Below are 21,558 nucleotides of genomic sequence, written 5' to 3'. Positions count from 1 at the left end.
ATATGCCGCTTAAAACTAATATTAATCTGTAGCCGTATTTTAGGACGTGACATATAAAACCAACCATATGAAAAAATCAATTATTATTCTGACAACAATTGTCTTATTTGTGCTTCCGAAAATAGTTTTCTCTCAAAACAAGTCTTTCATACCAGCGGACTTTAAAGTTCCAGATAAATTAGAGAATGAACATTTCAGAATTAGGATGCTAACGGTTAACGATGTTGTAAAAGATTATGATGCTGTAATGTCTAGTGTTGAACATCTTCAGGGCGTTTTTGGCACAAATGACAAATGGCCTTCAAAAGATTTAACTTTTGAACAGGATTTAATTGATTTGGGTTGGCACCAAAAGGAATTTCAAAGTAGAAGTTCGTTTGCTTACACCGTTGTCAGTTTAGATGAAAGTGAAGTAGTTGGCTGTCTCTATATATACCCAACCAAAAAAGAAGATTATAATGCAAGTATAATTATGTGGGTAAGAGCAAGTGAAGTAGATAATGGACTTGATGCCATTCTATTTGATTCTGTTAAAAAATGGATTTCGGAAGAATGGTCATTTAAAAAAGTTGCATATCCTGGACGTGACATAAGTTGGGAACAATGGAAACTAATGAAATAAATACTGGTTACAACAAAACCTAAACGTAATGCGGACTTTAGGGCAAAACCAAAGGTCTGTGTATATTTATTAAGTCGCTAAATCTTATGGATTTAGCTTTGGACATGAAAAAATAAAACTAAACAATAAGCTTTAGCTTCGTGCGCAGACGGAAACGAAAAGTTTCCTTACTACCGCACTACGCTTAGTTCAAGCGTTGTGTACCATTCAAAAAAAATGAAAAATACTATTATCATAGTTGCTGTATTTTTTGCTCTTGTATTTTCAGGACTGATTCTTCTTTTTTATTCAGGTTCATTTTGCATTGGACTCGGTTGCACAGGTGATTATCATTTCAATGATACGGCAATTTATTATGCTCCGAAATCGGACTTTAAAATAATAATTCAAACTTCAGGTTTTGTGCCTGATGGACATGACCTTGGAGATGGAAAAGCGAATATTAAGATGTTTAGAACCAAAAGCAAATTGGACACAATTAGATTAAAAACGAGTACGACAGAAGGGAATTCCATCACTTGGAATCAACATACTGAACCAATTCAGTTCTCAAAGAATCACCCCGATAAGTTGTATGATTTTTTAGATTCGGTTGGGATAAATAATATAGATAGCAACGAAATTGCAGAACTTACAGAAGCAATGGTAAATGTGAACTTTGGACATAAAAGTGCGTTTTGCGAAGGACAAACGAAATATATTGAAGTAATTCAAAGAAAATAAACGGTACACAACAAAACCTCCTATGAAAAGCCTTAATCCAGTTCTTTAAAGTTAATTAATATTTCCTTTTTTGCCTTAAACCACCTTTTTTTCTTTTAATATAACTTGCTCGCACTCCTATTTGTGATCGTTTCAAACCTTGAAACGTCACCGGTATCTGTATGATTATAAATTATAATAAAACCGTTCACTTGCTAAAGATGTGATCCTCAATAATACAGGTCACGGGTTTTGTTTTGTGATACGGTTCTCACTACTATTTTAGAGCTTTGTTATGATTTGTACCCTGTTCGATTTTCCATTTGTTATTCTATAACTCCTATGGTATATGGAACTTCCGTTTTAATGACCGCCAAGGTTCTACTGAGTAGCTTTCTTGCGACTTTGACTATAATACTATCTAAGCGATTATCCCTTAACTCGCGCGCTATCAATTGCGCATCTATTTAATCTGTCTTAGTATGCTTCTCCTTTCCCTTTCTATGGATATCGGCCGGGTTCACAACTAAACTTCGCCATCCATAACTCTCAAAACAACGATGCGCATAATATCCACAGCATCCCTCCTCATAAGCCGTTGTAACCTCATAGTCGGGAAAATGTTTAGAGACATATGCCCGTAACTTCTCCGGGGCGGTACACATACTGAAAGATCTGCCTGCGAACAGATCCGTTGCACAGTGAACCTTCCAGCTTCGTTTGTGAATGTCAATTCCAATATATAACTTCGGTACTGCAGTAATTTGAGTAATCATATCTTTAATTTTTAGTTCATTTTAAAGATACTCGACTTACTGCTTTTTCATGGATGCTAAACCTTATGCGGACTTTAGGGCAAAACCGAAAGGTCTGTGTGTATTTGCCAAGTCCGCCAAATCTTTTGGATTTGGCTTTTAGAATGAAAAAGATAAATCCAAAAGCTTTGCCTACGAACGCAGACGCAAACGAAAAGTTTCCTTGCCTCCGCACTACGCTTGGCTCAAGCGTTGGCACAAATTTTGGCAAATGTCAAAAATTTTAGTTATTAAGGAGCAAGTTATACGTTTGGTAATCAGAAACTGTAAATATTACGTAGATGGAATTTCCAATTTGAACGCAAATGGACCTTTTAACAATTTTACGCAGATGGACTTCATTCGGATGAAATCATTATGAAAATCAATCCAATCACACAAAAAGCAAGCAAAATATCATGGTTGAATAGTTATTTTGTATCTTTTTTATCTAAAAATATCATATTATGAGAAAATTAATACTCTTATACATTTTTACCCTGTTTGGTATTTTTACAGTTCATTCTCAAAATTCCAATATTTCAGTTAATGATTATAAAATATCTCAAAAAGATTGGAATGATATTGGCTCTTCCCAATATGCAATAGGATTTAGGACGAAAAAGAAAAAAAACATTCCACAAATTGATTTTATCCAAGATTATAAAGATTCAATCATTTTTGAAAATCCTAAAAACCAATTATCAAACTCCCAGCTTGCTAAAATGCCGGTTTATAAACCTGAAGGAGAATACAATATGAAAATTTATAAAATTGACAGTACTATTCAATTTTATATTAAAATTCATGATCCAAATTAAGTTTAGAAATAAGGCTAAATAAAATACTAATGCCAACAAAACCTAAACGTAATGCGGACTTTAGGGCAAAACCGAAAGGTCTGTGTATATTTATAAAGTCGCTAAATCTTATGGATTTAGCTTTAGAATAGAAAAAATAAATTAAAACAATAAGCTTAGCTTAAACGTTGACATTCATTATAACACAAAACTTAATGTTAAATGATATTATCAAAATAATAATAAAGGAGTACTCAAATCTGTCGAATGAAACAATTGATGAATGGAAAGAAAACATAAGAGTATTAGAACTTAAAAAAGGAACTCAATTAGTTCAAGAAGAGCAATTCACGAACAAACTGTATTTCATTTACAAAGGAAGTGCAAAAGCATATCACTTAAAAGAGGGGAAATTAATTACAGATTGGTTTGCTTTCGACAGTCAATTTATTTGTGCAATAACAGGTTATTTCTTAAAAGAACCAAGTGAGCATTGTATTGAACTAACTGAAAACAGCATTATATTAGAGTTTGAACGTGAAAAATTAACTGAACTATCAAATAAACATCACGATTTTGAAAGATTTTCAAGAAAAATCATAACAAGAATAATGCTTCAACTTCAGCAAAGAGTTGTGTACCTTCAATTCTCAACTGCTAAAGAACGTTATCAATTCCTTCTAAAAGAATATCCTAAAATAGAATTACACATTCCATTAGGAGATATTGCCTCATATATTGGTATAACACAAGAAACTTTAAGCCGAATAAGAGCAAAGAGATAATCGAATTTGATTTATATCAAAAGTTTTGTGCCATTTTATTAAGAGTTTTGTGAGAACAACCAAAGCAAGGTATAATGGACATAATAGAAAATTGGCAACTTATTAAAAACCACTTTAATTTAAGTTTTAAAACAAGTTTATCTGTTTCAATAGCATCTGTTGATAAAGACAACAAGCCAACGGTAACACCAATAGGAACCGTATTTTTAAACAAAGACCAAACAGGTTTTTATTTTGAAAAATTTCCGAAAAAAATCCCTCAAAATGCTAAAGCAAATAAAAATATCTGTGTTTTAGCAGTAAACAGTAGCAAATGGTTTTGGATAAAAGCATTATATAAATTAAAATTTGAGACTTACCCTGCAATTAGACTTTATGGAGAATTAGGAGAAAAAAGAAAAGCTTCAGAAATAGAAATTTCAAGATTAAATAGACGAATGAGAACTACAAAAGGATTAAAAGGAAATACTTACTTGTGGGGGGATATGGACTTTGTGCGTGAAATGAAATTCACAAAAGCAGAAGGAATACATATTGGAAAAATGACAAAAAATTTATCATGAAAACTAAAACACCTGAAAGTAAAGCAATCATACGTTTCCCTGATTGTGACCCTTTTAATCACTTGAACAATTCAAAATACATTGACTACTTTATTAATGAACGAGAGAATCATTTGATAAATATTTATGATTTTGATGTTTATGAATACGCAAAGGAAAAAGGATTAAGCTGGTTTGTAACGCAAAATCAAATTGCATATTTCGTTCCAGCACTTTTAATGGAAAAAGTAAATATTCAAACAACAATTTTAGAATGGAATGTAAGCGATATTCTTGTAGAAATGCAAATGTGGAATGAAAACAAAACAATATTAAAATCTATACTTTGGACAAGATTTACTCATTATGATTTAATTAATCAAAAAAGCACAAAACATAATGAGTTCTTAAATGAAAAGTTTAGGGTTTATGTAAATCCAATTCACGAAATGCAAAATTTTGAAAAAAGAATTATGAAAATTAAAAAAAATAAAGGCGAACAACGGCCATAAGTAATCGTTTGAATTTATTTGCTAATCTAAAGAATGGGAAAGAAATTAAATTTTATAACCACCGAACTACAAGAATTCATTGAAAATCAAAAGATTTTTTTTGTGGGAACAGCTGCTACTGATGGTAGGGTAAATATCTCTCCAAAAGGGACTGATTCTTTTAGAGTAATAAATAAGAATAAAATTGTTTGGTTGAATTTAACGGGCAGTGGTAATGAAACAGGAGCACATTTGTTGAAGAATACTAGAATGACCATCATGTTCTGCGCTTTTGAAGGAAAAACAATGATTTTAAGGCTGTACGGTGAGGCGAAAATTCTTCATAAAAGGGATGATGGTTTTTCTCAATTTTTAAGTTTGTTCACTGAAAATGTAGGTGCTCGACAAATAATTGAAATGGAGGTTGATTTGGTTCAAACTTCGTGCGGTTTTGCAGTACCTTTTATGAATTTTAAAGAAGAGCGAACAACACTAAATAATTGGGCAGTAAAACAAGGAGAGGATATAATTGAAGAATATTGGAAAAATAGAAATACCCAAAGTATCGATGGCTTTGAAACCAATATTCTTGAAGATTAAAACCTGGCTCATATTTTTTTAATCAATATCTTCCAATCATATAACAAAAAATTTTGAAACAAACCATTGCACGTATAGCGGTAGTAGTAGATGACTACGATAAAGCCATTGAATTTTACACCAAAAAATTAGACTTCTTACTTGTTGAAGATACCGATTTGGGTGACGGTAAACGCTGGGTAATCGTAGCGCCACAAGGTTCAAAAGAATGCGCTTTAGTTTTGGCAAAATCAGACGGTGAAGAACAGGCTTCACGTGTTGGTAACCAAACCGGTGGTCGAGTTTTTCTATTCTTGTACACTGATGATTTTTGGAGAGATTATTATAAAATGGTTGAGAGGGGCATTAAAATTAGTAGAGAACCAGAAAAGATGCCTTACGGTATGGTTGCCGTTTTTAAAGATTTATATGGTAATATGTGGGATCTATTAGAGCCTAATAACACAAATACAAGTGAATAGTTTTGTAAATTAGGAAAGCTAAATTAATATCCCCTGAGATGCAGATACCAGAAATACCCAATTTAATTCATTACGCCATTCCTTTTTTTGCAGCAACCGTAATCCTTGAGGTCATTTTAACGGTGAAAATTAAGCTTGAAGACTATGAGTATAAAGACGCAGGTACTTCTATACTTATGGGTTTGGGTAATGTAGCAATAGGTTTACTTACCAAAGGCATAGCATTAGGGTTGTTTTATTTACTATATAATTTTTATCACCTATTCGAGATACCTTTTGCTTGGTGGTCTTGGTTAATATTACTTTTTGCGGAAGATTTTTGCTACTATTGGTTTCATAGAATTAGTCATGAAAGTCGATTTTTTTGGGCAAGCCATGTGGTACACCATTCCTCAAAAAAATATAATTTAAGTACAGCATTACGGCAAACGTGGTCTGGTGGGTTTTATACATTTATTTTTTGGATTCCTTTAATCATCTTAGGCTTTCACCCGGTTATGGTGTTGGTTCAAATGTCAGTTAGTTTAATATATCAATATTGGATTCACACTGAAATGATTAGTAAAATGCCAAAGTGGTTCGAATTCATTTTTAATACGCCCAGTCATCATAGAGTTCACCATGCTACCAATCCACAATACTTAGATAGAAACCATGCGGGTATTTTTATCATTTGGGATAGGCTTTTTGGCACTTTCGAGCCTGAAATAGAAAAACCAGTTTATGGCTTGGTGAAAAATATAGATACCTATAACCCTCTTAAAATTGCCTTTGTTGAATGGTATATGATGTTGAAAGATTTCTTCACAGTTAAAACTTCATTAGTAAATAGATTTAAGTATCTCATAAAACCACCAGGTTGGCGACATGATGAAGGTAGTGTGCTATCGTCTGATTTAAGAAAAGAATGGGAGGAGAATAACAAAGCAAATGTGTCATAAAGGGTAAATTCACCATTAACAAAACTCTGAAATCTATGTCAGCAAATAATACAATTGCAATCTGTGGATCCGGTATTGCTGGGGTAGCGACCGTTTATTATTTATTAAAAGAAAGAAAGGATTGCAAAGTTATTCTGATTGATAAAAATCAGCCTTTATCATTTACAACGAGCAAGTCTGGTGAAAATTTCAGGGACTATTGGCCTGAAAAAAACATGCGTCAATTTGTTGGTGATAGTATTCAATTAATGAAAGAACTAAGGGCAGAATTTGGTGATGATTCTTTCGAAATGAAAAATTCTGGCTATAATTTTATTAGTCATGATGTTGATAATCCCATTTTTGGTTCAGGTAATAAAGACGATTCTGCTGACTATTTAGAAGAAATAACAAGTACGCAGGTAATCCAGAACAATTTCCCTTACTTAGATAAGAAAATAGAGAAAGTAGTTAAAATTAAGAATGCGGGTAAAATAGATGTCTATGATTTAGGAAACTTGTTGCTTCGTGAAGCTAAGAAAATGGGACTTATTCAAATAGAAGATGAAATTTTGAATATTGAGAAAAATGATTTAAAATTTAAAGTAATGCTAGACTCAAAGAATACGATAGAAGCAGATAAAGTCGTAATCGCAGCTGGTCCTTTTTTAAATACCATTACTAAAATGTTTGGGTTTCAATTTCCGATTTCAAATACGTTACAAAGAAAATTTATAATTCCAGACCCTAATAATATCATTCCTAAAAACATGCCTTTTACCATTTATGCAGACGCTCAATATTTAGATTGGTCTACAGAAGAAACAGAATTTTTTGCTTCCGATGAAAAATACAAATGGTTATTGAATAAATTTCCTGGGGGATTACACATTAAGCCCGAAACAGAAGGTATTAAGCTAGGTTGGGCATTTCAAACGGAAAAAAGTAATCCGTCATGGGAAACTCCAAGTTTCGATTTTTTTCCTCTAGTAGTGTTAAAAGGCGCTAGTCGTTTTATTCCAGAGCTTTCTATTTATGAAAATAATATTCCCACCCCTTTAATAGAATATGCAGGATATTATACCAGAACTAACGAAAATTGGCCCTTAATTGGAAATACAGAAGTAGATGATGTATTTGTAGTGGGTGCTCTTGCGGGATACGGTACAATGAGTGCCTGCGCGGCAGGAAAACTTTGTGCTAACTATATTTTAGGAGAGAAAAAATTACCTACATATGCAAAGTATTTTCATCCATCGAGATATGAAAATGATGCAATACAAAAAGAGATAAGTGAAATGGATAGTGATGGGCAACTATAAAGTTTGTAAAAATATATCTTAGTTAAATGTTAGAAATACGACCGAATTGTGAGAATTGCGACAAGGCTTTGCCTAATGATAGTTTAGAAGTTATGATTTGCACATATGAATGTACATTTTGTGCAGAATGTGTTGAAAACATACTTCAAAACGTTTGTCCGAATTGTGGTGGTGGATTTGAAAAAAGACCTATTAGACCTAAAAACGAGCTAATTAAAAACCCAGCAAGAAAAGACAAGGTTTTAAAGCCGGTTTCATTTAATAAGTTTTTGGAAACCAATAAAAATATAGAACCTAATAAAAGGTAAATCCGCTTAATAAGAATTCAATTTAGGCACTATTTCTTTTGGAGAAAATAGCATTGTAACATTTCAATAACTCACTCGTCGAAAAGACATAAAACCAACCTGGAGATTGATATGAACAATAAACTGATAGCATACATCGGAATTTTAGGAGTTAGTTTATTTGCAATTGCAGCCATAGTGGGGCCCTTATTGATAGAGGATTACAGCATCATTAGCCAGTATATAAGTGAATCTTTTGCTTCTAATACAGAATATGGTTGGTATTTGCAGTACTTAGGATATGTGCCGAGCGGTATTCTTACCGCTATTTTTTGCTTTAGTGCGCCTTACTTTCTTCCAAAATCAAAACTCATAAAAGCAGGCTTTTTTGGACTAGGAATTTTCTATGGTCTAGGAACCATACTGGTGGGTTTCTTTCCATGCGATGCAGGATGCCCGACCAAAATTATGCATTCAAGTAGCGCGCAACTAATTCATAATGCAGCAGCTTCATTGACCTATATTTTTCTACCTATTTGTATTCTTGGTATCGGTTTAGGATTGAAAAAATTCGAAGCGTTTAAACGATTATCTCAAATTTCAATGACCACGGGAATTATCAGTGCCATATTCATTTTTGTATTGTTCTCTAATCCAGAATCAGAATTTCGCGGGCTATTGCAACGGGTTATAGAAATATCATTTGTTATATTGATGGTTTCGAGTGCGTTAACAGTCAAAAAATATGTTTCACCTATGTCTAAATAGTTTGTAAAATGTAGATGGATTTATTCTACATTTATCTATTTAAATATAGTTAACTGGCCTTTTAGAGGTTGGTGAAAAATTGTGATATTCATTAAACGAGTTATTATTAGGTATGAAAAATTCCGTGTTATTTTTCTTCGTGATTTCAAGTTTTTACCTAGCTGCCCAAAATGGAAATTTGGGTGACATGTGTTTTAAAATTGCAAAGGATCAAAAAGGGCTAAACCATTGTCTAAAAAACAATTCGGGTACTGTAGAACAATTATTTAATGCACTACCTAAAATTCCATTTTATCGATACGGTTTTTCCGATGCGAATAATTATGAAGAAAGAGTTAAGGATAAATCATTAACTGTTTTTTATCCTACTTATTCTAATAGTGCTGAGAGGTATGAGTTGATGATGTATATACCTACCTACAAAGAAAGAGTAGAAATGGTGGTTACATTTACAGACCTTGATTTAATGGATGTTTTAAATTATGAGGAATCACTTATAACAAAAGAGGAAACTAAAAAAATGTTTGCTAGAATTGAGCAACCTATACCACCAGATTTGGCAAACTTAAAATATGAATCACATCGAGTTAAAATGATTGATTTTCATAAAGTCATGTATGAAAATGCTAAAAAGACAAACCTTGATTATTACCCAAGTCAGGGAGCCGGGAATATGGTTCCTGACTTAAAATTGGCTCATATTGAAAATCCGTTTATTAGTTATAACGACGTAGATAAACAAGTTTCTTTTGCTTCGACCTATGCCGACAGATATAGTTTTAGAATCACCATGAAATACGTTGACGGTATACACTCTTGTAGCTCTGCAGCTTCGTATTTGAGAGATTATTTATCGCAAATAGATTTTGCCAGTCTAGACAGAACTATTTATTTCAATAAATAATTAAAATTTACAACACGCTTTATTGCAAACTACAAATAACTATTCCTTATAAATAACACCATCTTTCATTACGAAAGAGACATTTTTCACCGCAGTAATTTCCTTAACTGGGTTTCCTTTAACGGCAATAATATCTGCAATAAACCCCTTTTTTAAGCTCCCTAATCGATTTAAATGAAACATGCTTGCATTATCTGACGTAGCTGATTTTAATACAGCTAAAGGCTTCATTCCATAATCGACCATAAGTTCCATTTCACGATAATTCTCCCCATGTGGGAACACACCGACATCACCACCAAATACAATTTGTACACCAGACTCTAAGGCCATTTTAAATGATCTGCGTTTCTGTTGAATTCGTTCGGGTTCTGGATCGGTAGCTTTGTTCCAACCGCGATATTGTGTAATAGCGTCTCCGGCGGCAAGAGTAGGGCATAAGCCTATTCCTTTTTCTTTCATCATCTTAAAAATTTCTAGCGTACCACCATCACCATGTTCAATAGTTTCAACACCACCTTGTATAGCTCTTTTCATGCCTTCTGATGTACCTGCATGTGCTACTACATATTTTCCTGCACTTTTTGCAGTGGCGACCATAGCATCAATTTCTTCCTGAAGAAAAGTAGCTTGAGAATCCGCACCAGGTGTCCAACGGTAATCGGCATAAATTTTTATTAAGTCAGCACCGTTACCCATTTGTCTACGCACAGTTTCAATACATTGGTCTACACCGCTCGCAGCTTCAGCACCTAAGGGTACTGTTACACCATCATGAAATCCTTTTGGTCCATATGCTCCTGTTGCAACAATGGCAGGTCCTGCTACCAAAAGTCTTGGTCCGACAATAATACCGTCATCAATAGTTTTTTTCAAATAAATATCAGTGTAGCCAGCACCTTCTGCACCTAAATCTCGCATGGTAGTTATACCAGCCATTAGCGAATTTTTTGCATGTACAGTACCTCTAACAGCACGCTCAACAGGAGATTCTTTTAGTACTTGGTCATTCCAATCCGTTTCATTGTAAGGATGTAAAAGTACATGTGAATGTCCTTCAATAATACCAGGCATTAAAGTGGCACCCTGCAATTCAATTTCTGTAGTGTTGTTTGGTTTCTTTAATCCGTTTAGATTTCCAGCATACGTAATTTGATTTCCTTCTACCAAGACTACCCAATTTTCATGTAATTCAGTGCCATCAAATACACGGTCTGGTTTTAAGAGTGTTTGTGCAGAAGTTAGGTACACAGAGAATAAACAGAGAAGTAGAATAGATTTCATAGTAGTGATCGTATTAGTTTAAAATGGCAGAATTTAAAAGGTTATCCAAGTCTGTTTTGGTGAGTATTTTTTCTTTGGTAAGTACCATGAAGATATCTTTTGTGTTCTTAATGTCGTCTAATGGGTTGTTGTTGAGTAATACGATATCCGCTATTTTACCTTCGGAGATAGTTCCGTAATTGGCATCTTTCTTTAAAAATTTAGCTCCATTGTAGGCAGATGTCCGTAGCGCCTCAAAAGGTGAAATTCCGGTAGCGACCATCGCTTCTAATTCTTTGTGTAATGAAATACCAGGGTAGGTGTAGCTGTTGTATGCTCCACTGTCTGAACCAGCTAAAAGCGATACTCCGTTTGTATTTAATTTAAAAGCGAGTTGGCCAAAAAACTGGTCTAATGCTTTACGGTCCGCAACTTGTTTTTCAGTTGCGTTATTAACGCGGTCAATTCTACCTTGATAGGTTTGTTGAATACCGAGTGATATATATCGTAGATAGGAATCTTTTATATGGTCTACTTCATCTAAATAGCTCAATACACCACCAATATGTAATGTTGGAACTACGAAGACATTATTCTGTTTAAGTTTAGTGAATGTATTATTTGCTGTAGCATCAGAATAAGAGCTTTGTAATAGGGGCATAGCATCCCAAAATCCGATTTCTTTCTTAATTAATTGCTGGGTAATTTCTTTTTCATTGGAAGAACAACCTTTCATAATATAATATAAGTGCTCAACAGCATCTAAGCCAGTATCAATGGTGGCATCAAGTTCGACCGTAAAGGGCATATGGCCCGAGGTGATAAGATTTCTCCTTTCAGCTTCTTGAATGGTTTTTAAGTAATTCTCGCCTGTAATTTTACTATCATATATTTTTACGAAATCTGAAGGTATGGATTGTAAAGAATCTAAAGCTGTTTTAATATCAGCACCATTCTTAACTTCTAATGAGCCTGCCCAGGTAGCATCTTGGCCGTCAATTTTTGGTCCAGATGTAAAAATGGTAGGTCCAATTAATTCGTTATTATCGATTGCTTTTCTCCATTCTATGACCGAAGTAGTTAAATCTCCGCCTGCATCTCGCACAGTCGTAATACCATTTGCGATAAAGAGTTTTAAAAAGTTTTTATTCGCTGCAATCAAAGAATCGCCGCCTCTAAAGTGAGTATGATTATCCCAAAAACCAGGTAGTGCATATTTACCTGAACCATCTATAATCTGTGTTGCTTTTAAGTTTGATTTTTCAACTGTAGTATCTATACGGGCTAGAAGCCCATCTTTTAAGTAAATATTCGATAAATTAATTTGTCCTGTTTCTAAATCTATGATATTGACGTTTTCAATAGAGACATCATATGTTATATCAGGTTCTGATTTACATGATAAAATAGTTATAAAGCAAATTATGCTTAGGCTAAGTTGTTTGATTTTGATGGAAATGGACATGTTGTTTTTAGTTCGTTTAGAAAGGTAAAAATAATTACTTATTCAATAATTGTCTTATCAAGATAAAAACAAAAATCATAAGCGAATAGCTTATAAAAAAAGGGATTATATATGTTTTTAAATCGAATACCAAAAAGATCCCGATGAGCAGCAATTGAAAACCTAGGCCAAAGGTAGAGACCGCAGTCATTAACCAATTGGGTAGGTACTTTCCTTTTATAGCCTTCTTATCTAGACCATAAATTATTCGATCATATGGGCCATAGCAAAATGAATAGATACGGTACAGTATGTCGACGGATTGTTGGTTTTCCCCACTAAGAGCAGTGGGTGTTTTATTCTCAAATACTCTACTAGTGGTATCGCCATTATATTTATTTCTTAAAATTACATAATAATAATTGTAGAGGGTGCCTTGTAATTCTAAGCCAACGAAAGCTAGTAATGCTATGAAAATATCGCTGTTGGTAATATGCCAAATCGAAAGTATGAAAAGCAGATTAAGTATGAAATCTGAAACGGAATCGAAGTAACGCCCGGTATGTGAAGGGGTATTCTTTAATCGCGCCAGTTCACCATCTGCGGCATCTAAAACAGATTTTAAAATTAGAAAAAACAGTGCGGCCCAGTATTCACCATAGAGAATACAACCGATGGCTAGTAGTCCGCTAACAAAAAAACTAAGCGTAACCTGTATTGGGGTACACGTTGTATTTTTTAATAAATGTGCAATGAATTGGGCGATAGGTCTTCCATAATCAGATAGGTCAAAAAACTGATTCTGCTTTGGTAATTTGGACATTGATAAATAGTAGTGCCATAAAAACCAATAACGAAGACACGCTAGCTTGGCAAGTATTATGTGATCTTGTAAAAATAGGGAAATCCGTAAGAAATTGAAGTTTTTTTAAACCAGCAATTTTAAAGGATGCGTTGTGAAATTTATAATAATACCAACTTTGACCAAAATGTTAATATTGCGAAATATATATAATTTCTTGGAGTATACTATTTATAAACTAATCACTGAGGTTATTAATTTGTGATATTTAGGTTATTATGGGCTGTTATATACTTATAGTGCAATATATTATTGTTACATTTATCAATTCTTAAATCAACTAATCAACAACAATTTACGTATGAAAAAAATTTTAATGGTGCTGCTTTTGGGCTTTGCACTTACTATTGTCTCTTGTGGTGGCAATAAACGTGATGGGGAACCGAAGGTTTTGGTATTCTCAAAAACCATGGGTTATAAACATGCTTCAATTCCTGCAGGAATAGCGGCTATTCAAAAATTAGGTCAAGAAAACGGTTTTGCCGTAGATACGACAAAGAATGCAGAACTGTTTACTGATGAAAATCTAAAACAGTATTCCACAATTATTTTTATGAGTACTACCGGTAATGTACTTGATCAATTTCAAGAAGCAGCGTTTGAGCGTTACATTCAAGCTGGCGGTGGTTATGTTGGGGTACACGCCGCAGCAGATACCGAATACGATTGGGGCTGGTACAATAATTTGGCCGGTGCCCAATTTTTAAGTCACCCAAGTGGTACTCCAAATGCAGATTTTATCATTAAGGATAAAAATTTCATAGCAACAAAATTTTTCACTGATAGTGTTTGGAACCGAACAGATGAATTGTACAACTACAAAAACATTAATCCAGATATTAAAGTTTTAATGACCTTAGATGAATCTACCTATGAAGGTGGAGAAAACGGTAATTTTCACCCAATAGCATGGTACCATGATTTTGATGGTGGTCGTGCATTTTATACTGGTGGCGGACATACGGACGAAAGCTTCTCTGAAGACCTTTTCTTAAAACATCTTTTAGGAGGAATTCAATATACAATAGGAGATAATTTGAATTTAGACTATACTAAGGTAAAATCACAAATTCCTCCGGATGCAGACCGTTTTTCAAAAATAACATTGAACGAAGGCGGCTTTTTTGAGCCTACGGAAATGGCAGTTCTACCTAATGGAGATGTTTTAGTTGCGCAACGTAGGGGAGAGGTTATGTTATATAATGATAAAACCAAAGAGCTAACCGAGGTTGCTAAATTAGATGTTTATAGTAAAACATTAAATACTCCTGGTGTAAATGCAGAAGAAGGATTAATGGGTTTACAAAAAGATCCTGATTACGCTAACAATCACTGGATATATTTATACTACGCCCCAACAGGAGATAAATGGGTTAATCGTTTATCGCGATTTAAATTTGCCGATGGTAAGTTCGATTTGGAATCTGAGCAGGTAATTTTAGATGTCGACAGCCAAAGAGAGATTTGCTGTCATACTGGTGGTTCAATTGCATTTGGTCCTGATAACTTATTGTATTTATCTACTGGTGATAACTCTACACCATTTAATGAAAAGGGCGAAAAATATGTCAATAATGGTTTCGGACCGTTGAATGACACTCCTGGTCATGAACAATATGATGCACGACGTTCTTCTGGTAACACAAACGATTTGCGTGGTAAGATTTTGAGAATCAAAGTTAAGGAAGATGGCACATATGATATTCCAGAAGGTAACTTGTTCGCAGAAGGTACTGATAAAACAAGACCTGAGATTTATACAATGGGACATAGAAATCCGTATAGAATATCCGTAGACATGAAAAGAGGATATGTATATTGGGGTGATGTTGGGCCAGATGCAAGAGCTGATAGCTTAGGTACTAGAGGACCAAGGGGATATGATGAGATGAACCAGGCAAAAAAGGCTGGCAACTTTGGTTGGCCTTTATTTATTGGTGATAATTACGCGTATAACGAATATAATTATGAAACAGGGGAAAGCGGACCAGCATTTGACCCTGAAAAGCCAATGAATACGTCTAGAAATAATACTGGTTTAACAGAATTACCACCTGCAATGCCAGCATATGTTTATTATCCTTATGATGATTCTCAGTCTTTTCCACAAACCACTACAGGTGGTAGAAATGCAATGGCAGGGCCGACATATTATTCGGATATGTTTCAAGGGGAAGAAAAACTTCCTAGTTACTACGACGGTAAGGTTATTATATATGACTGGATGCGTGGTTGGATGTTCGCCGTACATTTAGACGAAGAAGGGAACTTTAGTAAAATGGAGCCTTTCGCACCTAATGTAAAGTTGAATAACTTGATAGACATGGAAGTTGGCCCGAATGGTAAAATATATCTTTTGGAATACGGTAGTGGTTGGTTCTCACAGAATGCAAATTCTGCTTTGGGATACATCGAGTTTAACGGAGGTAATAGACCGCCGGTTATTGACAATGTAAACGTCAATGAAACTTCAGGAAAACTGCCATTGACAGTTATAGCTCAAGTAGAGGCTGTTGATAGGGAAGCTGATGCCGTTAAGTACATTTGGGATTTTGGTGATGGACAAACGAAAGAAACTACGGAGCCAAATGTAAGTTATACGTATGCTAATGCAGGCTCATATAAGTTGAATGTAACGGTAGCAGATGATAAAGGAGCTTCGGCAACTAGTGAAAGTACTGGTATTGTAGCAGGTAATTCTAGACCAGAGGTTGCTATCTCACTAGGCGGAAACACTCCAGCATTCTATTTACCAGGTCAGAAAATTACTTATGATGTTTCGGTTACAGATCCAGACGGAACAACTATCGACCCAAAAAACATTTTTGTAAGTGTTGATTATTTAGAAGGAATGGATAAGGTGGCCATGAATATGGGACACCAACAAGTTTCAGCCGCAGTAACAGGTAAAGCTTTAACGCAGGCAATGGATTGTAAAACGTGCCATAAGGAAGCCGAAGCATCTATCGGTCCTAATTATAAAGATGTAGCAGCTAAATATAAAGAACGTCGCGATGCTTTAACTTATTTACAAGGTAAAATAGTAACTGGTGGTACTGGAGTATGGGGAGAGGTAACAATGCCCGCACACCCAAATGTATCTTCAGATGAATCTAGACAAATTGCTTTGTATATACTTTCTTTATCTGGTAATCAAATTAAAGAGAAATCTTTACCATCTAAAGGTACTATTACTGCAGAATCATCTGCACCAGGTAACATGTTGGTCATAACCGCAAGTTATACCGATGAAGGCGCAGAAGGTACTATTCCATTAACAGGTTCGAAATCAGTTGCTATACCTAGTAATACGGTGAAATTTACTGAAAATACTAAAGTTGACGGAATGGAAGCAATGAATTTTAACGGTATTGATTTGCTTTTAATAAACAGGTCATCAGGATGGTTTATGGTGGAGAATGTTTCGTTAAAAGGAGTTAAGTCGGTATCGTTAACAGCAGGTTGGCAATCACCACCAGCTATGTTTTTTAATTTTGAGATACATGAAAATACTCCTGATGGAACTTTGATAGGAACAGGACAACTTCCGGCACAAGCAGGAGGTTCTCAAGGAACAATGTTCACGATTCCAATTAATGAAAATGTTTCTGGCGAAGGTCCTTACTATATCACTTTTAAAGGTGAAGAAGGAAAAGAGCTTTCTCAGCTTGCTTTAACTAGTGCTATTTTTAAATAATAGAATAAGATTATATTGAATTGAAAAGCCCGCTCATGAGCGGGCTTTTTTAATTTCAATACTATAGTGAATTCGTTAGTTCAATTTTTCACTTATCAACTCGCCGATTTTCATCAATAGGTTGGTTTCTTTTTCTGTGAATTCATAAGGTACTGGTTTCGCAATACCGATAGTACCATATAGCTTTTCATTGAATAGTAAGGGTGCCGCCAAAGAGCCTTCTACTTTGGTATCTTTAGCAGAAGGTCTAGCTACACCAGAATCATCTGTTTGAAGATTACACATTTCAACCGGTTTTCTACGTTCTGCAGCAATACCAGCCATTCCTTTACCAATAGGAATAGTGGATAATTTTGGAATTAAAAATTCAGGGATACCTTGTTGAGCTTGTAGTTGTAGTAATGAGTCGTTATCTAAAAAGTGTAGTGTTCCTGTAGAACAATTAAAATGCTCTAAGGTCAGTTTTAGTAGATTTTCCCAGTTAGGGACATCCTTCGATAATTCAATTTTTACTGTATTCGGTATTTCTAATGTGTTGTTCATTTTATATTATTTCTATAATACCGATTAGCTAAGAAGGTATTTAAGTTATAGTATGATAAAGGTACGTTTTATCTGTTTTCGATAATAGTACCCGCTAAGCAACTTTTGTTCCTTTTGGTGGTCTTCGATAAGCATAGTATCCTAGGACAGCATTTATAGCCTTTGCAATGGCTATTCTAATAGGGAATAACTCTTCGCCTAATGATTCATCAATAGAACGTAATTGCATGTAATAATTGCTAATCAGTGGAAAATCGTTTTTTGCTGCAATATGTGATTCCGCTTTAGAAACGGCGATAGGTAATCCTTCTTTAATTGGTCTACAAGTCACTAAAATCGGTTTATCATTTTTATGTAACATGGCAGAAAATCCGAATAATCTACAGATGAGTCCGCGGTTCTCATATTTAGAACAGAAACCTTTTGCGTTAGGTGCAAGTACCGTGTTTAGAACGGGACATAATGTAGTAGATTTATCGTTATTCAATTTATCGAGCCATTCTTCTGCTTCTCCATTTTTGAAAAGCGAATACGCCAAGGGCAAAAACTCTAAGGCTGTGGCATTGATATCTGGTTTGGTGCAGCATTTACCGCAATTGGGCATACAGCCTAAACCTGTGGATTTTTGAAAGGAGCCAACCTCCTTTTCCAATTGGTTGAAAATACGCTCAACCGCTCGAACTTTTATGTATATCGACAATGTTTAATTTAAGCGGGTGAAGGTAGACTAAGTTTACAAGCACTGAACAAAAGCTCAATGTTTTATTTGATAATAACTAGTTTATAAAAAATTGCTGTTAACAAGTTGGAAATCAAATTTTTAAATTTGAATACTTCACATTATTGGAGAATGAATTTTTAGTAGAGAATTAGTGCAATAATGTCAAAATCGCTCTGTTTTTATAGCAAGAGGTTCACCGGTCAAATGTTCATTAATTTCAAATTTAATGACGCCTAAAACCTGTTCCTCATCCGTTAAAACTTGTACTTCCCATTCTCCTGGTTTTACATTGTTCTTATAGGTATATCCTCTAAAACCACCATCGCGGCCCCCGGTAATACTGTATCCAATATCTTCAGTGGTTTCCCATTCTTTAGTATTCTCATTATACCATTTCCACCTGTGGAATACTGCTTTTTTTAAATCGGTAGGTGCGAAAATTGAAGAGAATATAAAAACACTTTCATTAGGTGAATGACTAAACTCTAACTTGTGCTTTCTCCAAAAAACAAACGAATCTTCATATTCATAACTGACTATATATTTATTATCCTCTAGGGTGACATTATGAGCCACAATACCTTTATCTAATGCCAATGGAACTGGAGGTATAAGTTTCAAAAAATAGAATAGATTAATAATTCCGTAAATGCTGAGTATGATGAAAACCATTTTACCCAATTTTATTTCTTTACGTGTACTCGGGCTTTTGCCGTAAATAAATATGAGTAATACCAAAGTAATGGCAAGACTTGCTGCACCTGAAATTAAAAAGATATTAGTATTTAATTCCTTCAAAAATACGGGAATCATAAATGTGAAAAAGGTGAAGCTAATAAAGTAATACACTCCAAATTGTAAATACTTATTAGAGATTCTTTTTTTAAGAAACTCATTGGCAATCAACAACAGCACAAGTATAATAAAGAATGATGCAGTCTTGGAAAGTGAAACACTTCGTGAAAAATAGATAACATAAGCACTAGATAGTCCGCCAAAGAAAAACTGTATCGCCAGAGGAAAGTACTCTTCATATCGTTCTAAGAACGTATTTTTCCATTTGCCATCATCAACCAAATTATATAGATACAATACTATCGATAGTGATGTCATGTGGAGACATAAAATCGTTAAATCATAAGTGCGGTCAATACGGCCAAGAGTTAGCGTATCAAAGATAAAACCACCTATAAAGAATAAAATAGGCGCATATTTAGAGTGTTTTCGAATAAAATTTCGGAATGCACTGTTTTTGAATCTAGCGAATGTTATTTTCATTAAGCACTAAGGTAATTTTGCTAAATATATATCAAATTAAAAGAGAGATTTACCTTCATACTATTTATAATGAACCCTATACATTAAAGCACCTATTTAGCCTTCATATCCATATAAAAATTAGGGTCTATAGTAATACGCTTTAAATCTCCTTTAATTCGTTGTGTTTGCCATGTAGTAGTTGGTTCTAACCAAACAGGCTTATTTTCAATAAAAATACGTAAAGGAAGGGTGAAGCCTTCTACTGTGTTAGAATAACGATATAGTAGTTTCTTACCTTTTATAGAATACTCGAAAACAGGAATTTTGATGGTACGTAAATACTGATTGAAAAACGGATTTAAATCGCGTTTCATCTGTTTGCTGATGTAATTTTCGATTTGGTCTGTTGTCACCGTTTTATGATAGAACTCTGAGTTAAGCCCCCGAAGAATAGCTCGCCATTTTTCATCATCATTAATTACTTGACGTAGCGTATGCAGAATGTTTGAACCCTTATAGTACATATCGCCGCTACTTTCATGATTCACATTATAAATACCGATCATGGGTCTATCATTTTGAATATTCTCACGAATTCCTTGTACATAAGCGTTTGCCGCTTCGGTGCCAAAATGATAATCTAAAAACAAACTTTCAGAGTAGCATGTAAAACCTTCATGAAGCCACATATCAGCAGCATCTTTGTAAGTGATGTTATTGGCGAACCATTCATGACCAGCTTCATGAATAATAATAAAATCGAATTTTAACCCCCAACCCGATCCAGAAAGGTCCCTACCTAAATAACCTTGCATGTATTTATTTCCGTAGGTAACAGAACTTTGATGCTCCATTCCTAAATAAGGAACTTCAACAAGCTTGAAAGAATCCTCATAAAAAGGGTAGGGACCAAACCAATGTTCAAAAGCTTCCATCATTTTAGGAGCATCTTTAAAATGCTCTTTTGCTTTTTCTTGATTCCCTTTCAAGACATAGTAATCCATATCAAGAACTCCTTTTTCTCCTTCGTATTTTTCTCCGAAATAAGAGTAATCGCCAATGTTTACATTAACACCATAATTGTTAATCGGGTTTGAAACGAACCAATGATAGGTATTGGTTTCTTTATCAACACTTCTTAATCGGCCATTTGATACATTCATGAGACCTTTTGGTGTTTTTACGCTGATAAGCATACTGTCTACCTCATCATACATATGATCTTTGTTGGGCCACCAGACGCTAGCACCTAAACCTTGACATGAAGTTGCCACAAAATCTTTACCATTTTCGTCTTTTTTCCAAGAAAAACCACCGTCCCAAGGAGCGCGAATTGCTTCTTTTGGATTTCCGGAATAGGTGACAATAATTTCATTAAACTCACCTAATTTTTGCTGCTTCTCTAATTGAATAAAATGGGCGTTGCCATTATCACTAACTTCTAATTCTTTACCATCTTGTGTTACTTTGTCAATATGTAATGGTGATTGTAGATCTACTTGTAATATCTGATGTGGTTCTAATACTTTATAGCGAATAGTATTGCTGCCGCTAATGAATTTGTCACCAGGTTTGACCTCGATATCTAAATGATAGTAATTCAAATCCCACCAAGCACGTTCTGGCGTTATACTACCTCTAAGTGTATCTTGTTCGGTAAAGGTTTGTGACTGACCGAAAGTGCAAACCCCTAAAACAAGGGCAATTACTATATTTTTCATCTTAAATTAATTAGAATAATTTTATAAAGTATCTCAGCAGGTGGTAAAT

At 34.4% G+C, this 21,558-nt stretch carries 22 protein-coding genes; 14 read left to right on the top strand and 8 right to left on the bottom strand.

Annotated features, from left to right (window positions below; translation table 11 throughout):
- Positions 1-67 precede the first annotated feature (67 nt).
- Together AAC084_RS05420 and AAC084_RS05415 are read left to right on the top strand one after the other, a co-directional pair.
- On the top strand, positions 68-622 hold the full coding sequence (locus AAC084_RS05420; RefSeq protein WP_339837947.1) for a GNAT family N-acetyltransferase: 555 nt from the start codon (positions 68-70) through the stop codon (positions 620-622).
- A 216-nt stretch (positions 623-838) separates the two neighbouring features.
- Complete coding sequence (locus AAC084_RS05415) at positions 839-1,345, top strand: hypothetical protein (protein ID WP_339837944.1); 507 nt, start codon at positions 839-841, stop codon at positions 1,343-1,345.
- Positions 1,346-1,791: 446 nt separating this feature from the next.
- Here the strand turns inward: AAC084_RS05415 and AAC084_RS05410 are convergent, their stop codons facing one another.
- Complete coding sequence (locus AAC084_RS05410) at positions 1,792-1,989, bottom strand: hypothetical protein (RefSeq protein WP_339837941.1); 198 nt, start codon at positions 1,987-1,989, stop codon at positions 1,792-1,794.
- Between the two features lie 596 nt (positions 1,990-2,585).
- On the opposite strand from AAC084_RS05410, the gene AAC084_RS05405 reads away from it, so the two are divergent.
- From AAC084_RS05405 to AAC084_RS05355, 11 genes are all read left to right on the top strand, one after another.
- On the top strand, positions 2,586-2,939 hold the full coding sequence (locus AAC084_RS05405; RefSeq protein WP_339837939.1) for a hypothetical protein: 354 nt from the start codon (positions 2,586-2,588) through the stop codon (positions 2,937-2,939).
- A gap of 194 nt (positions 2,940-3,133) precedes the next feature.
- Positions 3,134-3,703 carry a Crp/Fnr family transcriptional regulator gene (locus tag AAC084_RS05400; protein ID WP_339837936.1) on the top strand — a complete coding sequence of 190 codons (570 nt, stop codon included), beginning with the start codon at positions 3,134-3,136 and terminating at the stop codon, positions 3,701-3,703.
- A 74-nt stretch (positions 3,704-3,777) separates the two neighbouring features.
- Positions 3,778-4,266 (top strand): pyridoxamine 5'-phosphate oxidase family protein, encoded by a 489-nt coding sequence (locus tag AAC084_RS05395; protein WP_339837934.1) that lies wholly within the window; start codon positions 3,778-3,780, stop codon positions 4,264-4,266.
- On the top strand, positions 4,263-4,757 hold the full coding sequence (locus AAC084_RS05390; protein WP_339837932.1) for an acyl-CoA thioesterase: 495 nt from the start codon (positions 4,263-4,265) through the stop codon (positions 4,755-4,757). Before AAC084_RS05395 ends, AAC084_RS05390 begins: the two co-directional genes overlap by 4 nt.
- A 33-nt stretch (positions 4,758-4,790) precedes the next feature.
- Entirely contained in the window at positions 4,791-5,336 is a 546-nt protein-coding gene (locus AAC084_RS05385) for a pyridoxamine 5'-phosphate oxidase family protein (RefSeq protein WP_339837930.1), read from the top strand.
- A 53-nt stretch (positions 5,337-5,389) separates the two neighbouring features.
- Positions 5,390-5,797: a VOC family protein gene (locus AAC084_RS05380; protein ID WP_339837928.1), complete on the top strand. Its 408-nt coding sequence runs from the start codon at positions 5,390-5,392 to the stop codon at positions 5,795-5,797.
- A 38-nt stretch (positions 5,798-5,835) separates the two neighbouring features.
- Entirely contained in the window at positions 5,836-6,738 is a 903-nt protein-coding gene (locus tag AAC084_RS05375) for a sterol desaturase family protein (protein WP_339837926.1), read from the top strand.
- 35 nt (positions 6,739-6,773) lie between these two features.
- A complete protein-coding gene (locus AAC084_RS05370) occupies positions 6,774-8,039 on the top strand; it encodes an FAD-binding oxidoreductase (protein ID WP_339837924.1) in 1,266 nt (421 codons plus the stop codon).
- A 26-nt stretch (positions 8,040-8,065) separates the two neighbouring features.
- The gene (locus AAC084_RS05365; protein ID WP_339837922.1) at positions 8,066-8,347 is read left to right on the top strand and encodes a DUF1272 domain-containing protein; all 282 of its coding nucleotides are present in this window, start codon (positions 8,066-8,068) and stop codon (positions 8,345-8,347) included.
- Positions 8,348-8,458: 111 nt separating this feature from the next.
- Positions 8,459-9,094, top strand: a complete 636-nt coding sequence (locus tag AAC084_RS05360) for a DUF998 domain-containing protein (protein WP_339837920.1) — start codon at positions 8,459-8,461, stop codon at positions 9,092-9,094.
- A 112-nt stretch (positions 9,095-9,206) separates the two neighbouring features.
- Complete coding sequence (locus tag AAC084_RS05355; protein ID WP_339837917.1) at positions 9,207-9,998, top strand: hypothetical protein; 792 nt, start codon at positions 9,207-9,209, stop codon at positions 9,996-9,998.
- A gap of 39 nt (positions 9,999-10,037) precedes the next feature.
- On the opposite strand, the gene AAC084_RS05350 is transcribed toward AAC084_RS05355, so the two are convergent.
- From AAC084_RS05350 to AAC084_RS05340, 3 genes are read right to left on the bottom strand one after another with little or no spacing between them, the layout of a single operon-like run.
- Positions 10,038-11,282 carry an amidohydrolase family protein gene (locus tag AAC084_RS05350; RefSeq protein WP_339837915.1) on the bottom strand — a complete coding sequence of 415 codons (1,245 nt, stop codon included), beginning with the start codon at positions 11,280-11,282 and terminating at the stop codon, positions 10,038-10,040.
- Positions 11,283-11,295: 13 nt separating this feature from the next.
- Positions 11,296-12,726, bottom strand: a complete 1,431-nt coding sequence (locus AAC084_RS05345) for an amidohydrolase family protein (RefSeq protein WP_339837913.1) — start codon at positions 12,724-12,726, stop codon at positions 11,296-11,298.
- 34 nt (positions 12,727-12,760) lie between these two features.
- Entirely contained in the window at positions 12,761-13,528 is a 768-nt protein-coding gene (locus tag AAC084_RS05340) for a CDP-alcohol phosphatidyltransferase family protein (protein WP_339837911.1), read from the bottom strand.
- Between the two features lie 340 nt (positions 13,529-13,868).
- Between AAC084_RS05340 and AAC084_RS05335 the strand changes: the two genes are divergently transcribed.
- Positions 13,869-17,264 (top strand): ThuA domain-containing protein, encoded by a 3,396-nt coding sequence (locus tag AAC084_RS05335; protein WP_339837908.1) that lies wholly within the window; start codon positions 13,869-13,871, stop codon positions 17,262-17,264.
- A 75-nt stretch (positions 17,265-17,339) separates the two neighbouring features.
- On the opposite strand, the gene AAC084_RS05330 is transcribed toward AAC084_RS05335, so the two are convergent.
- From AAC084_RS05330 to AAC084_RS05315, 4 genes are all read right to left on the bottom strand, one after another.
- Positions 17,340-17,807: a GAF domain-containing protein gene (locus tag AAC084_RS05330; RefSeq protein ID WP_339837905.1), complete on the bottom strand. Its 468-nt coding sequence runs from the start codon at positions 17,805-17,807 to the stop codon at positions 17,340-17,342.
- Between the two features lie 94 nt (positions 17,808-17,901).
- Positions 17,902-18,507, bottom strand: a complete 606-nt coding sequence (locus AAC084_RS05325; protein WP_339837902.1) for a YkgJ family cysteine cluster protein — start codon at positions 18,505-18,507, stop codon at positions 17,902-17,904.
- A gap of 183 nt (positions 18,508-18,690) precedes the next feature.
- A complete protein-coding gene (locus tag AAC084_RS05320; RefSeq protein WP_339837900.1) occupies positions 18,691-19,806 on the bottom strand; it encodes a DUF2914 domain-containing protein in 1,116 nt (371 codons plus the stop codon).
- Between the two features lie 92 nt (positions 19,807-19,898).
- On the bottom strand, positions 19,899-21,509 hold the full coding sequence (locus AAC084_RS05315) for a M1 family metallopeptidase (RefSeq protein ID WP_339837897.1): 1,611 nt from the start codon (positions 21,507-21,509) through the stop codon (positions 19,899-19,901).
- Between the last annotated feature and the right edge of the window lie 49 nt (positions 21,510-21,558).

Origin of the sequence: uncultured Maribacter sp., assembly GCF_963977385.1 — a bacterium.
In the GTDB taxonomy this organism is placed as follows: domain Bacteria; phylum Bacteroidota; class Bacteroidia; order Flavobacteriales; family Flavobacteriaceae; genus Maribacter.
Note: the sequence above shows the minus strand (reverse complement) of the source record. Positions and strands in the feature narration are given on the sequence as shown.